Source organism: Cellulosimicrobium composti (assembly GCF_009711085.1).
Classification (GTDB): Bacteria; Actinomycetota; Actinomycetes; order Actinomycetales; family Cellulomonadaceae; genus Cellulosimicrobium; species Cellulosimicrobium composti.
Genome location: NZ_WMKA01000003.1, coordinates 110738 through 126459 on the forward strand (window position 1 = coordinate 110738; position 15722 = coordinate 126459).

10 protein-coding genes are annotated in these 15722 nt (G+C 74.2%); 7 read left to right on the forward strand and 3 right to left on the reverse strand.

Annotated features, from left to right (window positions below; translation table 11 throughout):
• Position 1: 1 nt before the first annotated feature.
• Positions 2-1528: an alpha-N-arabinofuranosidase gene (locus GJV82_RS02195; protein WP_155098080.1), complete on the reverse strand. Its 1527-nt coding sequence runs from the start codon at positions 1526-1528 to the stop codon at positions 2-4.
• A 94-nt stretch (positions 1529-1622) separates the two neighbouring features.
• Positions 1623-2702: a LacI family DNA-binding transcriptional regulator gene (locus GJV82_RS02200; RefSeq protein ID WP_318657184.1), complete on the reverse strand. Its 1080-nt coding sequence runs from the start codon at positions 2700-2702 to the stop codon at positions 1623-1625.
• Between the two features lie 177 nt (positions 2703-2879).
• On the opposite strand from GJV82_RS02200, the gene GJV82_RS02205 reads away from it, so the two are divergent.
• The 7 genes from GJV82_RS02205 (at position 2880) to GJV82_RS02235 (ending at position 13250) form a co-directional block, all read left to right on the forward strand.
• Positions 2880-3818, forward strand: a complete 939-nt coding sequence (locus tag GJV82_RS02205; RefSeq protein WP_155098081.1) for a carbohydrate ABC transporter permease — start codon at positions 2880-2882, stop codon at positions 3816-3818.
• Between the two features lie 4 nt (positions 3819-3822).
• On the forward strand, positions 3823-4764 hold the full coding sequence (locus GJV82_RS02210) for a carbohydrate ABC transporter permease (RefSeq protein ID WP_155098082.1): 942 nt from the start codon (positions 3823-3825) through the stop codon (positions 4762-4764).
• A gap of 111 nt (positions 4765-4875) precedes the next feature.
• Positions 4876-6207 carry an ABC transporter substrate-binding protein gene (locus GJV82_RS02215; protein ID WP_024838862.1) on the forward strand — a complete coding sequence of 444 codons (1332 nt, stop codon included), beginning with the start codon at positions 4876-4878 and terminating at the stop codon, positions 6205-6207.
• A 110-nt stretch (positions 6208-6317) separates the two neighbouring features.
• Positions 6318-8459, forward strand: coding sequence for a beta-galactosidase (locus GJV82_RS02220; RefSeq protein WP_155098083.1), 2142 nt, complete (start codon positions 6318-6320; stop codon positions 8457-8459).
• A gap of 152 nt (positions 8460-8611) precedes the next feature.
• Complete coding sequence (locus tag GJV82_RS02225) at positions 8612-12250, forward strand: RICIN domain-containing protein (protein ID WP_155098084.1); 3639 nt, start codon at positions 8612-8614, stop codon at positions 12248-12250.
• 197 nt (positions 12251-12447) lie between these two features.
• Positions 12448-12777: an STAS domain-containing protein gene (locus GJV82_RS02230; protein ID WP_318657185.1), complete on the forward strand. Its 330-nt coding sequence runs from the start codon at positions 12448-12450 to the stop codon at positions 12775-12777.
• The gene (locus tag GJV82_RS02235; protein WP_024838866.1) at positions 12774-13250 is read left to right on the forward strand and encodes an ATP-binding protein; all 477 of its coding nucleotides are present in this window, start codon (positions 12774-12776) and stop codon (positions 13248-13250) included. Before GJV82_RS02230 ends, GJV82_RS02235 begins: the two co-directional genes overlap by 4 nt.
• A gap of 13 nt (positions 13251-13263) precedes the next feature.
• Here GJV82_RS02235 and GJV82_RS02240 read toward each other — a convergent pair whose 3' ends face one another.
• On the reverse strand, positions 13264-15549 hold the full coding sequence (locus GJV82_RS02240) for a SpoIIE family protein phosphatase (RefSeq protein ID WP_155098085.1): 2286 nt from the start codon (positions 15547-15549) through the stop codon (positions 13264-13266).
• Between the last annotated feature and the right edge of the window lie 173 nt (positions 15550-15722).

A 15722-nucleotide genomic window follows, 5' to 3' on the forward strand; every position in this document is an offset into this window, starting at 1 on the left:
CTCAGGCCGGCACGACCCCGAGCGCGGCCCACGACAGCGCGGGCAGCGTGAGGCGCACCTCGCCGTCCTCGACCCGGACGTCGAGCTCGCGCAGGCCCACGGGCTGCGCGTCGCGCGTGTTCGTCACGAAGCGGTCGTGGCCCTCGGGGACCGTGAGCACGACGGCGTCGTGCGCGCCCCGCAGCGCGCCGTGCGCCCCCGCGAGCGTCACCTCGACCGGGTTCTCGGGGTCGCGGTTGACGCAGAACACCTCGACGCGGTCGCCCGCCGTCGTCGCGGCGACGTCGACGACGGGCACGTCCCCGTACGCGTCGGTCGGGACGGTCGGGCACTCGGCCGCGACGCGCAGCGCCGCCCCGCGGGCGCGCGCCGCCGTGACGGCGAACGGCCAGAAGATCGTCTGACGCCACGCGTCCGCGTCCGGCTCGGTGCGGATCGGCGCGATGACGTTGACGAGCTGCGCCTGGTTGGCCATCGTCACGCGGTCGGCGTGCCGCACGAGGGAGTTGAGCAGGCTCCCGACCACGACCGCGTCGGCCACCGCGTACTCGTCCTCGATGATGCGCGGCGCGACGTTCCACGCGCCCGTGAGCAGCGGCTCCTTGTCCTGCTCGTTGAACCGGTCGAGGTACCAGACGTTCCACTCGTCGACGCTGATGCCGAGGCGGCGGCCCTGCATGCGCTCGCCGAGCGCGGCCTCCTCCTCGTCGAGGATCGCGGCGACGGTCTCGATGTACCGGTCGAGGCCGACGCCGGACGCGAGGAACGACGCGAGGTCGCCGGGCTTCTCCTCGTAGTACGCGTGCAGCGACACGTGGTCCACGAGTCCCGCCGTGAGGCGCACGACCTCGCGCTCCCACTCCCCGAACGTCGGCTGGTCCGCCGACGACGACCCGGCCGCGACGAGCTCGACCGTCGGGTCGACGAACCGCATGAGGCGCGCCGTCTCCGCGGCGAGGCGCCCGTACTCGTGCGCGGTCTTGTGCCCGATCTGCCAGTCGCCGTCCATCTCGTTGCCGAGGCACCACAGGCGGAAGCCGAACGGGTCGGCCGCGCCGTTCGCGCGGCGCTGGTCCGACAGCGCGGTGCCGCCCGGGTGGTTGCAGTACTCGAGGAGCTGGGCCGCCTCGGCGGCGCCGCGCGTGCCGAGGTTGACGGCCATCATGACCTCGAGGCCCGCACGCTCGGCCCAGCCCGCGAACTCGTGCAGGCCCACCTGGTTCGTCTCGATGCTGTGCCACGCGGCGTCGAGCCGCACGGGCCGCTCGTCGCGCGGACCCACGGAGTCCTCCCAGCGGAACCCGGAGACGAAGTTCCCCCCGGGGTAGCGCACGACGGTCGCGCCGAGCTCGCGCACGAGCGCGAGGACGTCGCCGCGGAACCCGTCGGCGTCGGCGGACGGGTGCTGCGGGTCGTGGATGCCCCCGTAGACGCACCGGCCCATGTGCTCGACGAACGTCCCGAACACGCGCGGGGACAGGTCCCCCACGACGTCGGTCGGGTCGATCCGGATGCGTGCGTGCGTCATGGTCCTCGTTTCCGGGGTGCTCGTGCCGGCGGGGTCGGGCGGGTCGGGTCGGTCGGGTGGGTCGGGTCGGTCGGGTGGGTCGGGTCGGTCGGGGTCAGGCGGACGGTGCGGCGGGGGGCCGGGCGGTGCTCGCGCGCTCCACGAGCCGCGTCGGGACGAGGCGCGTCCCCGTCTCGACGACGCCCTCGCGCACCTGGCGCAGCACCTGGTCGACGAGCCGGCGCCCGACCTCGGCGAAGTCCTGGTGGACGGTCGTGAGCGGGGGCAGGAACTCGCTCGACTCCGGCAGGTCGTCGAACCCGACGACGCTCACGTCCTGCGGCACGCGGCGGCCGGAGTCGTGCAGCGCGCGCACGAGGCCGAGCGCCATCTGGTCGTTCGCGGCGAACACCGCCGTGAGGTCGTCGCGGCGCGCGAGGCGCAGCCCGGCCTCGTACCCGGACGTCGCGGACCAGTCGCCGCGCTCGATCGGGGGCACCGCGCGGCCGACCTCCTCGAGCGTCGCGCGCCACGCCGACGCGCGCCGCTCGGCGGCGAAGGACGCCGCAGGCCCGGCCAGGTGGTGCACGGTCTCGTGCCCGAGGCGGAGCAGGTGCTGCACGGCCTGGCGCGTGCCGTCGGCCTGGTCGGTGTCCACGACGGCGTACTTCTCGCCCGCGTCGGAGTCGGCGACGACCACGACGACGCCGGGCGGGAGGCTCACCTGCGCGACGTCGAGGAGGTGCACCTCCATGAGCAGGATGATCGCGTCGACCGCGAGCTCCCCGAGGCGCGTGAACGCGCCGTGCACGCCGCTCTGCGTGGGGGCCGCGACCGGGATGACGGTGATCGCGTAGCCCTCGGCGGCCGCGGACGTCGCGATCGCCTCGAGCGTGCGGACGTTGCCCGTGGTCGCGAGCGAGAAGAGGATCACGCCGATGGTGCGGAAGGACCCGCTCTTGAGGGCGCGCGCCGCGCTGTTGGGCCGGTAGCCGAGCTCGGCCATCGCCGCGAGCACGCGGGTGCGCGTCGCCTCGACGACCCCGGGGTGGCCGTTGGACACACGGGAGACGGTCTGCGCCGAGACGCCGGCGACGCGCGCGACGTCGGCCATCGACACGCGCCGCGCCGTGCGGAGGGCGATCCCCCCGCGGCGCGTCAGGGCGGTCGTCTCGTCGTCGAGCCCGTCGGTCATGGCGTCCTCGTCCTCGTCAGGTCGGCGCAGCGCCTGCGCCGGACCGGCGTCCTGGCCGGTCAGGGACCAGGGTAGGCGATGTTTGCGCAAACACCGAACGTCGTGCCATGCTCATGTTTACGCAAACACGCGGCGACGCCCGATGTCGCCGTCCCCCGATGGCGAGGACCACAACGCATGACGACGACGTCCCTCCCCGTGGCAGGGCACAAGCCACCGGTCGGCGCCCCCTCGTCCCCACCGGCGCGGCGCCGACGGCGCTCGTGGGCCGGCTGGGGCTTCGTGGGCCCGTTCATGGCGGTCTTCGCGCTCGTGTTCCTCGCGCCCATCGCGTACTCGATCTACCTCAGCCTGTTCCGCACGCAGATGGTGGGCGGGACGCGGTTCGTCGGCCTCGAGAACTACGGCCGGGCGTTCTCCGACCCGCAGTTCTGGGAGGCGCTCGGGCGCGTCGCGCTCTTCCTCGTGGTGCAGGTGCCGATCATGCTCGGCATCGCGCTCCTCGTCGCGCTCGCGCTCGACAGCGGCCGGCTCTACGGCAAGGCGTTCTTCCGGATCTCGATCTTCCTGCCGTACGCGGTGCCCGCGGTCGTCGCCACCCTCATGTGGGGCTTCATGTACGGCACGCGGTTCGGGCTCGTGGGCAACATCAACGACGCGTTCGGGATCTCCCTGCCCAACCCGCTGTCGCCGGACCTCGTGCTCGCGTCGATCGGCAACATCGTGACCTGGGAGTTCGTGGGCTACAACATGCTCATCTTCTACTCCGCGCTGCGCGTGATCCCCACGTCGCTCTACGAGGCGGCGGAGCTCGACGGCGCGGGCCAGTGGCGCGTCATCACGGCCATCAAGCTCCCGGCGATCCGCGGCGCGCTCGTCATCGCGACGATCTTCTCGATCATCGGGTCGTTCCAGCTCTTCAACGAGCCGAGCATCCTCCAGGCGCTCGCGCCCAACGCGATCACGACGTACTTCACGCCGAACCTCTACGCCTACTCGCTGTCCTTCTCGGGCCAGCAGTACAACTACTCGGCCACGGTCGCGATCATCATGGGCGTCGTCACGATGATCGTCGCCTACGTGGTCCAGCTCCGCGGCATGCGCAAGGAGGCCTGAGACCATGACCGCCGCGACCCCCACGTCCGCCGCCCCGGCCGCGCGGACCGCCGCGCGCCCCGTGCGCCTGCGCACCCCGCGCCGCCGCCCCCACTCGGCCGACCACCCGCGCCGCAGCGTGCTGCTCACGGTGCTCACCGGCGTCGTGCTCGTGTACTCGCTCGTCCCGCTCGTGTGGCTCGTCGTCAACGCGACCAAGACGCAGCCCGACCTGTTCGACAGCTTCGGCCTGTGGTTCGGCGGCGAGTTCGCGCTGGTCGACAACGTCGTGCAGACCCTGACGTACGACGACGGGATCTTCGTCCGCTGGCTCGGGAACACCCTGCTGTACGTGGTCGTCGGCGCCGGCGGGGCGACGTTCCTCGCCGTCATGGGGGGCTACGCGCTCGCCAAGTTCGACTTCCCGGGCAAGCGCGGCGTGTTCGCCACGGTGATCGGCGCGGTCGCCGTGCCCGGCACCGCGCTCGCCGTCCCGACGTTCCTCATGTTCAGCCAGATGGGCCTGACGAACACGCCGTGGGCCGTGATCATCCCGTCGCTCATCTCGCCGTTCGGTCTCTACCTCATGTGGGTGTACGCGGCCGAGTCGGTGCCCCAGGAGCTCCTCGAGGCGGCCCGCGTCGACGGGGCGAGCGAGGCGCGCACGTTCTTCCAGGTGTCGCTCCCGCTGCTCGCCCCCGGGATCGTCACCGTCCTGCTGTTCACGATGGTCGCGACCTGGAACAACTACTTCCTGCCGCTCATCATGCTCAAGGACCCCGACTGGTACCCGCTCACGCTCGGCCTCAACGCCTGGAACGCCCAGGCGGCCACGGCCGGCGGGCAGGCGATCTTCAACCTCGTCATCACGGGCGCCGTCCTGACGATCCTGCCCCTCGTGATCGCGTTCCTGTTCCTGCAGCGCTACTGGCAGTCCGGCCTCGCCGCCGGCTCGGTCAAGGAGTGACGGCCCGCCCCCGGACGACGCTCCCGACCGCTCCCCCACCCGGTCCCCGCGACCGCACCCCGCACCACCCGCACCACCCGTCCGTCTGACGACGAAGTGAGAGGAACCCTCATGTCCCCCATCACCCGCCGGTCGCGTCGCGCGACCGCCGCCATCGCCGCCACCGGCGCGCTCGCGCTCGTGCTGACGGCATGCAGCTCCGGCTCGGGCGGCGGCAGCGCCGACGACGCCGAGAGCGCCGTCGAGGAGGGCGGCACCATCACGGTGTGGGCCTGGGACCCCACGCTCGAGAGCGTCGCCGCCGACTTCGAGGAGGCGAACCCCGGCGTCGAGGTCGACATCGTCAACGCCGGCACCGGCAACGACCAGTACACCGCGCTCCAGAACGCGATCGCCGCCGGCTCGGGCGTGCCCGACGTCGCGCAGATCGAGTTCTACGCGCTCCCGCAGTTCGCGCTCTCGGAGGCGCTCACCGACCTGTCGTCGTACGGCGCCGACGAGCTCGACGGCACGTTCACGCCCGGGCCGTGGGACGCCGTCACGCAGGGCGACGGCGTGTGGGCCCTGCCCACCGACTCCGGCCCGATGGCGCTGTTCTACAACAAGCGCGTGTTCGACGAGCACGGCATCGCCGTGCCGACCACGTGGGACGAGTACGTCGAGGCGGCCCGCGCGCTGCACGCCGCGGACCCGGGCACCTACATCACCAACGACACGGGCGACGCGGGCTTCACGACGTCGATCATCTGGCAGTCCGGTGGCCGCCCCTACCAGGTCGACGGCACGGACGTGACGATCGACTTCTCCGACGAGGGCACGCAGCGGTTCGCCACGACGTGGCAGCAGATGCTCGACGAGGACCTCGTCGCGCCCGTGACGTCGTGGAGCGACGAGTGGTACCAGGGCCTCGCCGACGGCTCGATCGCGAGCCTCGTCATCGGCGCCTGGATGCGCGGCAACCTCGAGACGTCGGTCGAGTCGGCCTCGGGCGACTGGGCCGTGGCCCCGATGCCGCAGTGGGAGGCCGGCGAGCAGGTGACGTCGGAGAACGGCGGCAGCTCGCTCGCGATCCCCGCCGCGAGCGAGAACCAGGACCTCGCGTGGGCGTTCCTCGAGTACGCGACCGCGGGCGACGGCATCGCGACGCGCGTCGCGGAGGGCGCGTTCCCCGCGACCGTGGCCGAGCTCGAGGCGGACGACTTCACGCAGCAGGAGTTCGAGTACTTCGGCGGCCAGAAGGTCAACGAGGTGCTCGCGGAGTCGGCGGCGAACGTCGCCGAGGGCTGGACCTACCTGCCGTTCCAGGTCTACGCGAACTCGATCTTCAACGACACGGTCGGCAAGGCGTACGTCTCCGGCACGACCCTCACCGACGGCCTGTCCGCGTGGCAGGACGCGTCCGTGACGTATGGCAAGGACCAGGGCTTCACCGTCTCCGAGTGACGGCCTGACCCGGGCCGCCGGGCCGGCCGAGCGCCGGCCCGGCGGCCACCCCCGCGGGCGCGACCAGCGTCCCCGCCCGCCCTCCACCGAGCATCCCGCGAGGAGCACACATGCCTTCCCCCACGCCGCACCGCTGGCTGCGACGTCCCGGTCCCCGCACCCCCTCCGGCGAGCAGGCCGCGCCGGGCACGCACGCCCCGACGGGCCTGTCCTACGGCGCGGACTACAACCCGGACCAGTGGCCGCACGAGGTCTGGGACGAGGACGTGCGCCTCATGCGCGAGGCGGGCGTGACCGTCGTGTCGCTCGCGATCTTCTCGTGGGCCCGCATCCAGCCGAGCGAGGACACGTGGGACTTCGCGTGGCTCGACGAGGTCATGGACCTGCTCCACGAGAACGGCATCACGGTGGACCTCGCCACGGCGACGGCCTCGCCGCCGCCGTGGCTCACGACGAAGCACCCCGAGGTCCTGCCGCAGACCCGCACGGGCGAGACGCTGTGGCCGGGTGCGCGCCAGCAGTGGCGCCCCACGTCGCCCGTGTTCCGCGAGCACGCACTGCGCCTCGTGGAGCGCATGGCCGAGCGGTACGCCGACCACCCCGCGCTCGTCGCGTGGCACGTGTCGAACGAGCTGGGCTGCCACAACGTCTACGACTACTCCGACGACGCCGCCGCCGCCTTCCGCGCGTGGCTGCGCGACCGGTACACGACGCTCGACGCGCTCAACGACGCGTGGGGCACCGCGTTCTGGTCGCAGCGCTACGGCGCGTGGGAGCAGGTCCTCCCGCCGCGCCTGGCCGCGTCGCACCCGAACCCCACGCAGCAGCTCGACTTCAAGCGGTTCTCGTCCGACGCGCTGCGGGACCACCTGCGCGCCGAGGCCGCGATCCTGCGCCGCGTGACGCCCGACGTCCCCGTGACGACGAACTTCATGGTCATGGGCGAGACGAAGGGCATGGACTACGCCGCCTGGGCGGACGATCTCGACTTCGTCTCCAACGACCACTACGTGCTCCCCGGCCCGCAGGCGCTCGACGAGCTGTCGTTCTCCGCCAACCTCACGGGCGGCATCGCCCGGCACCGCCCGTGGTTCCTCATGGAGCACTCGACGAGCGCCGTGAACTGGCAGCCCGTCAACGTGGCCAAGAAGCCCGGCGAGCTCGCGCGCGACTCGCTCACGCACGTCGCGCACGGGGCCGACGCGGTCTGCTTCTTCCAGTGGCGCCAGTCGGCGGCGGGCGCCGAGAAGTACCACTCCGGCATGGTCCCGCACGCCGGCGAGCGCTCGCGCCTGTTCCGCGACGTCGTCGCGCTCGGCGCGACCCTGCGCGACCTCGCGCCCGTCGCGGGGAGCCTGCAGAAGCCCGCGCGCGCCGCGATCGTCTTCGACTGGGACTCGTGGTGGACGAGCGAGCTCGACTCGCACCCGACCGACCGCCTGCGCTACCGGCAGGAGGCGCTCGACTGGTACTCGGCGTTCCTCGCGCTCGGCGTGCGCGCCGACGTCGTGCCGACGGCCACCGACCTCGCGGGGTACGACGTCGTCGTGGCGCCCGTGCTGCACGTCGTCCCCGCCGCGCTGCGCGACCGCCTCACCGCGTTCGTCGAGGGCGGCGGCCATCTCGTGACCACCTACTTCTCGGGCGTCGTCGACCAGGACGACCACGCGTGGCTCGGCGGGTACCCGGGCGCGCTGCGCGACCTGCTCGGCATCCGCGTCGAGGAGTTCGCCCCGCTCCTGGACGGCGAGAGCGCGACCGTCGAGCTCGCCGGCGAGCAGCTCGAGGGCACGCTGTGGACCGAACCCGTCGACGTCGTCGACCCGGACGTCGAGGTGCTGGGCTGGTACAAGACCGGCGAGCAGGCCGGGCGCGCCGCGGTGACGCGGCGCACGGTCCGGGCCGGCGACCGCACGGGCTCCGCCGCGTACGTGTCGACGCGCTTCGGCCGCCTCGGCCTCGTCCCCGTCCTCGCGCGCCTGCTCGACGACGCGGGCGTGCGCAGCGAGCTGCCCGCCGCCGTGCGCGGCGAAGTCGAGCTCGCGGTGCGCACGGACGGGACGGACGACTACTGGTTCCTCGTCAACCGCACGGCCCGACCGGTCGAGGTGCCCGGCGTCACGGGCGACGTGCTCGCGGGCCGTCGGCTCGCGGCGCCCGCGACGACCGGCGCGGACGCACCCGGTGCGCTCCTGCTCGACCCGCGTGGCGTGGCCGTCGTGCGCCGCGCCGCCGAGGCCGCCACGGCCTGACGCCCCACCGCCGCGAGCGCCGCGCGGGGTGCGGGCACGGTCTCCGTGCTCGCACCCCGCGCCGCCCGTCGGCGCCGCAGACCCCCCGCGGGGAGACCCCCGCACCCGGTGCATCCGCCGGTTCGCAGCGACGCGAAGGAGGTGGCTCAGGGATGAGCCCGACCCACACCGACACGACCACCGCACGGGGCGGACCACCCGGTCCCCGCCGCACGAGCCCGGGTCGCCGGGCCACCACGGGGGCGGGGGCACGGCTCACGGCCGGTCTCGGCGCGGGTGCGCTCGTGGCGTCCTGCGCGCTCGCCGCCCTGCCCGCGCAGGCCGCGCCGCTCGGCGTGGCGGCGGTGGGCGCAGCGGCGGTGGACGCGGCCGCGGTGAACGCCGCGGCGGCCGCCGACGTCCCCGGCGTCACCGTCACGCCCGACCCGTCGTACGCGGGCGCGCCGTTCGAGGGCTGGGGCACGAGCCTCGTGTGGTTCGCGAACGCCACGGGCGGCTACCCGGACGAGATCCGCGACCGGCTCGCGGACATGGTGTTCGGCGACGAGGGGCTCAACCTCAACATCGCGCGCTACAACGTCGGTGGCGGCAACGCCCCGGACGTGCCGGACTACCTGCGCGCGGGCGGCGCCGTCGACGGCTGGTGGAAGGCGCCCGAGGGCACGACGCGCACCGACGTCGACTGGTGGGACCCCGAGAACCCGGACCACTGGGACGACGACGCCGACGCGACGCAGCGCTGGTGGGTCGACCGCATCAAGGACGACGTCACGCACTGGGAGACGTTCAGCAACTCCCCGCCCTGGTTCATGACCGTGAGCGGCTACGTCTCGGGCGGGTTCAGCTCGACCGCGGACCAGCTCAGGACGGACCGCATCGACGACTTCGCGGCCTACCTCGTGGGCGTGACGGAGCGCCTCGAGGAGGCGCACGGCATCGAGGTCGACACGATCGACCCGTTCAACGAGCCCAACACGAACTACTGGGGCACCCAGCTCGGCGAGGACGGCAACCCGACGGGCGGCCGCCAGGAGGGCGCCCACATGGGGCCGGAGCTCCAGGCGAAGGTCGTCCCGGCGCTCGCCGCGGCGCTCGAGGGCGCCTCGACGGACGCCGTGGTCTCGGCGATGGACGAGACCAACCCCGGCACGTTCGCGACGAACTGGAACGCGTACCCGCAGGCCGTACGCGACCAGGTGTCGCAGCTCAACGTCCACACGTACGGCACGGGGCAGCGCACGACGGTCCGCGACATCGCCAAGGGCGAGGACAAGCCGCTGTGGATGAGCGAGGTCGGCGGCAACTGGTCCTCGACGGGCCAGGACTTCGAGACGATGGAGTCCGGGCTCGGCAGCGCGCAGCACATCGTCGACGACCTGCGCGAGCTCGAGCCGGACGCGTGGGTGTTCTGGCAGCCCGTCGAGGACTACGACAACATGGCGCCGGGCGGCGAGAGCGCGAACGGCATGAACTGGGGCGAGATCCAGATCCCGTTCGACTGCACGGCCGACGACACGCTCGAGACGTGCCCGATCTACACGAACACGAAGTACTGGGCGACCCAGAACTTCACGCACTACATCGAGCCGGGCGACTCGCTGATCCGCTCGGACGACGCGAGCAGCACGGCCGCGGTGTCCGCGGACGGCACGTCGGCGACGGTCGTGCACGTGAACGCCACGACGGCCGAGCGCGCCGTGACGCTCGACCTGTCGAGGTTCGGTGCGGTCGGGTCCGATGCGACCGTCACCCCCGTCGTCACGAGCACGGCCGGTTACCTCGTCGAGGGCGAGCCCGTGGCCGTCACGCCGGGCGCCGAGGACGGCACGACCGGTCCGAGCGCGACGCTCGTCGTGCCGGCCGAGTCGGTGACGACGTTCGTCGTCGACGGCGTCTCGGGCGTCGCCGAGGACGCGGCGCTCGTCCAGGAGGGCCACGTGTACCGCCTCGACGGCGTGCAGTCCGACCGCTCGCTCGCGCCCTCGGCGTCCGGCGACGCGGTCGTGATTTGCACGGACGCGCCCGTCGCGGAGCAGGCGTGGGAGCTCACCGCGCTCGGCGCCCCCGAGGGCGCCGGGAGCAACCGGACGCGCTACGCCGTGACGAACGCGGCGACGGGCCGTCAGCTCGCCGTCTCGGCGGACACGTCCGCCGTCCTGCAGGACGCCCCGGCCGACGTCGCGGACACCCCGCTCGCCGCGCAGTGGATCCTCTCGACGACCGGCGACGGCACGTACACGCTCGTCAACGCGTCGTCGAGGACCCTGCTCGAGGTCGGCGGCCAGGCGACGGCCGACGGGTCCCCCGTGGGCACGTACCTCGCGAACTCCGGCGTGAACCAGCGCTGGCGGGTCGTGGACGAGACGGTGCTGGGCACCGAGCCGGTCGAGGCGTTCACGACGCCGGGCACCGCGCCCGAGCTGCCCGCGACCGTCACGCCGGTCTACCGCGACGGCGCGCGCGGCGCGCTCCCCGTGACGTGGGACGTGCCGGGCGACGACGCGTGGGCCGAGGCGGGCACCGTCGAGGTGACGGGCACGGTCGCGACCCCGACCGGCGGCACGGTCGCGGCGACCGCGACCGTCGTCGTCGACGTTCTGGCCTCCACGCTCCCCGCGCGCGCCAAGGCGTACGCGGGCGGCACGCCGGACCTGCCCGCGACCGTCACCGCGGTCGCCGCGGGCGGCGCGGAGGTCCGGCGCCCGGTGGTCTGGGACGACGCCCCCGCGGGCGCGTTCGACGCCGTCGGGGTCGTCGAGCTCACGGGAACGGCGGACGCCGGGGCGGGCGCCACGCTCCCCGCGACCGTCCGCGTCCAGGTCACCGAGGCGGACTCCGCCAACGGCGCGCTCGCCGCGGGCACGACCGCGAGCGCGACCTTCACCGAGCCGGGCTACTCCGTCGGCGGCGTCGTCAACGGCACCCTCACGGACAAGGCGTGGTCGAACTGGGTGTCGAGCGCCAAGCGGACCTCGGACACGCTCACCGTCACGCTCCCGGCCGACCGCGACGTCACCGGCGTCGTGACGCGGTTCTGGAAGGACGGGTCCAGCGCGAGCTGGGCGCGCTCCGTGCAGCTCCAGGCGCTCGTGGACGGCACGTGGTCCGACGTCGGCGCCCCCGTCACGGTCGACGCCTCACCGGACGGCCCCGCGCCGGCCGTGGAGATCCCCGCGGACGTGCGGACGTCGTCCGTGCGCGTCGTGCTCACGGCGCGCGAGAACACGCACATGGTGGTCTCCGAGATCGAGGTCCTGGCCAAGGTGCCGGGCACGGGGACGGACGCCACGGCGTCGCGCATCGCGGTCGACGGCGAGCCGCTCGCCGGGTTCGACCCCGCGGTGACGGCGTACGACGTGCCCGTCGCGGGCGCGGTGCCCGCCGTCGAGGCGGTCGCGCACGACCCGTACGCGACCGTCGCGGTCGAGGCCGCCGACGCGGTCCCGGGCACGACGACGGTGCGCGTCACGGCCGAGGACGGGACGGAGCGGGCGTACGCCCTGCGCTGGACGGCCGACGCCGGGTCGGCGCCCGTGGCGGTCACCGCGGAGACGCGGTGCCTGGCAGGAAAGGCGTACGTCGCGGTCCGCGCCACGAACGACGGCGACGTGCCGCTCGACGTGACGCTCACGACGCCGTACGGCACGCGCACGGTCACGGGCGTCGCCCCCGGCGCGAGCGCGTACCAGTCGTTCGCGGCGCGCGCGACGTCCGTCCCCGCGGGGACGGCCGTCGTGACGGTCGACGGGTCCGTGCCGGTCGAGGTCGCGTTCGACGCGCGCACCTGCTGATCCGCCTGCCCGACGGGCCCTGCCGGCGTCCCCGCCGGCGGGGCCCGTCGTCGTACCGGACCCCCACGGGCAGAGGAGACAAATGTCACGTCGTGATCGCGGCCACACGGTGGGCACCGGCGCGCGAGCGTGGGCGTGGCCGCGTAGCGTGTCCCGGGTGCCCGGTACCGTACCGGGACGAGGAGGAGCGCACCACGGTGACCTCGACGACGAGCGGCGACGTCCTGACGGCGGAGGACGGCACACGCTGGACCATGCAGGGTGAGATCGACGCCGCGGTCCAGGCGCGCCGCGAGGACGAGCTCGTGCGGCTCGCGCAGTCCGCGGAGGGGCGCATCCACATCGACCTCGGTGACGTGACGTTCATGGACTCCGGCGGCCTGCGCCTGCTGTACCACGCCGCCACGGCCGGCTCCGGCGTCCCTGTGCTGGAGCGCGTCCCGCGCCGCGTCCGCGACCTGCTCGAGCTCAGCGGCGTCGCCGGGCTGTTCGAGATCGACGACGACGCCGACGAGGACGGCGCGTGAGCGTCGCCCACGCCGCGGTCCCGCCCGGCTTCGTCGAGATCGGTGCGTGGCCGCTGCGCGGGCTCACGGACCTCGCGGCGCTGCGCCAGGGGCTGCACCACATGCTCACGGGCGGCCCGCTCCCGCAGGACCGCGCGCTCGAGGCGACGCCCGAACGCATCGTCCTCGTCGCGAGCGAGCTCGCGACCAACGCGCTGCGCCACGGGCTGCCCCCCACGCGCGTGCGCCTGCTCAGCGACGGGCGCGAGCTCGTCGTCGACGTCGTGGACCACTCGCCCGACGTCCCGCCCGTGGTCGCCGGCCGCCGGTCGCCGGGGGCGGGCGGCTTCGGCCTCGTGCTCGCGCAGCGCGCGGCGACCTGCGTCGGCTGGTGCCGCACCGGCACCGGTGAGAAGCACGTGTGGGCACGGTTCGACGTGCCCGTGTTCCGTGCGGGCGCGTCCGCCCGCAGCGCGCTCCTCCCCGTCCGCTGAGGAGCCCGGCGGCTCAGGCGTCGCGCCGCACCACGAGGAGCGTCGCGTCGTCCGCCGAGCGCGGGTCGCGCGCGGCGGCCACGATGCCGTCCACCTCGACCCCCGGCCCGTCCGCGAAGACGGCCGCCAGCCGGTCCAGACCGTCCCGGATCGACTCGCCCCGCCGCTCGACCAGCCCGTCGCTGTAGAGCACGAGCGCGCCGCCGGGCGGCACCTGCACCTCCTCCGCGGTGGGCGCGCGGTCCACGAGCCCGAGCGGCGGGACGCTCGCGCGACCGGCCCAGCGCGTGGTGCCGTCCGGCCCGACCACGAGCAGCGGCGGGTGGCCCACCGACACGTGCTCCACGACGCCCGTCCGCGGGTCCAGGAGCGCGACGGCGAGCGTCGCCACCTCGCCCGGGAGCGTCCACCGCGCCACGTGCGCCAGGCGCGCCACGGCCTCGACCGCCGAGCCCGTGCTCACGAGCGCGGCGCGCAGCGTGGTGCCGAGCTGTCCCATGGTCGCCGCGGCCTGGAGCCCGTGGCCCGTGACGTCGCCGACGACGAGCGCGATGCGCCCCGACGGCAGCACGAGGGCGTCGTACCAGTCGCCCCCGACGAGTCCGGTCCCGGCCGACTCGTAGCGCGACTGCAGCGTCCAGCCGAGCACGTCGGGCAGCAGCGCCGGCAGCAGGCTGCGCTGCAGCTCCTCCGTCGCGCGCACGGCCTTGCGCCCGCGCAGGTACAGCGCCTCGACGAGGTGCCCGCGCAGCGACGTCGCGACGTCGCGCTGGTCGGCCGTCCACGGCGCGCTGTGCCCGCGCACGACCTCGCGCCACCGCTCGAACGACTTGCGCGGGCTGAGCCGCACGGTGTCGCCCTCGCGCTTCGCGATCGCCTTGTTGTGCGGGTCCCCGCCCCAGTCGACGTGCCGCAGCACCTCGTCGCGCACCCACACCACGACCTGGCCGTCGGGCAGCACGATGCCCATCGCACCGGCCACGTCCGGGGCGAGCGCGGCGACGTCGGGCGCGTCCCGGCCGAGCGCCTCGGTCACCACGAGGTCCTCGTCGCGGCCGAGCACCCAGGCCACGAGCGCGCGGCACCCGTCCTCGTCCGGCGCGTTGCCGACCGCGATGATCCCGCCCTCCGCGACGACGACGGCGCCGTCGGCGCGCACGAGGCGGCGCAGCCAGCCGGAGCGCGTGAGCGCGGTGCCGATCGGCACGCTCTCGTCGCGGCTGTCCGCCGCGAGGTGCGCGAGCACGCCCTCCGCACGGCGCACCTCGACGCCGCGCTCGTCCTCGGCCTGCGCCACGAGCCGCACCGAGAGCGTCGAGCCGAGGAACTCCGCGGCCGTGCGCACCTCGTAGGGCGGCTCGTGCGGGCCGGCGTAGTGGTGGCACGCGATGAGCCCCCACAGCTTTCCCTCGCGCAGGAGGGAGATCGACATCGACGCGCGCACGCCCATGTTGCGCAGGTACTCGAGGTGGATGGGCGAGACGCTGCGCAGCGTGGAGTACGTGAGGTCGAGGGGCGCGCCCGTCGTCGGCAGGAGCGTGGGCACGACCGGCTGCGGCTCGTAGTCGACGTCCGCGATGAGGCGGATCCAGTTCTTCTCGTACAGCGCGCGCGCCTGCGGCGGGATGTCCGACGCCGGGTAGTGCAGCCCGCGGAACGAGTTGAGGTCGTCGCGGCGTGCCTCGGCGACCACCTCGCCGTTGTAGTCGGCGTCGAAGCGGTAGATCATCACGCGGTCGAAGCCCGTGAGCGCGCGCACGTGCCGTGCCGCGTCGTCGTACAGCTCGGTGAGGCTCGCGGCGCGCTCGAGGTCGCGCAGCGCGTGCCGCACGGCGAGGTAGGTGTTGGGGAACGTCAGGGGCCGGGCGCCGGCCGCCGTCTCGAGCTCGACGACGAGCACCGGCTCCGCGCCCGGGCCCTCCGCGGGCAGCGGGGGCCGGTGGAGCACGGCGTCGACCATCTCGTCCGTCGAGCCACCCCACCGGTCGAGGCGGAGCGCGACGGGGTTGCGCGTCGCGAGGTCCGCGACGCTCGCGGCGTGGTCGAGCACGAGGCGCGCCGGCTGCTCGCCCAGGGCGTCCGCGAGCGGACGGCCGGCGAGGTCGTCCGCCGCTGCACCGAGGTAGCGCTCGACGTTCGCCGAGGCCTGCAGCAGCACGCCGTCCGCCTCGCGCACGACGAGGAGCACGCCGCGCGGCTGGATCAGGCCCGGGACGTGGATGGGCTCGCGCGCGCAGTTGTCGAGGTCCACCGCCTCGCCGGGCGCGAGAAGCTCCGGCTCGTCGACCGTCCTGGTCATGGTCCTCCGTCCGGGTCGCCGCACGCGGTGTGGGGCGGGTCGACGGACCACCTGGGCTCGAGGATCCTGTGTCGAGTGCCTCAGGCTACCGCGTCCGCGCAGCACGGCCGCGCCGCGAGGGTATCCCCTCGGGTGACGTCGGGCGCGGTGGACGGCCCGTGAGCCGCGCCACG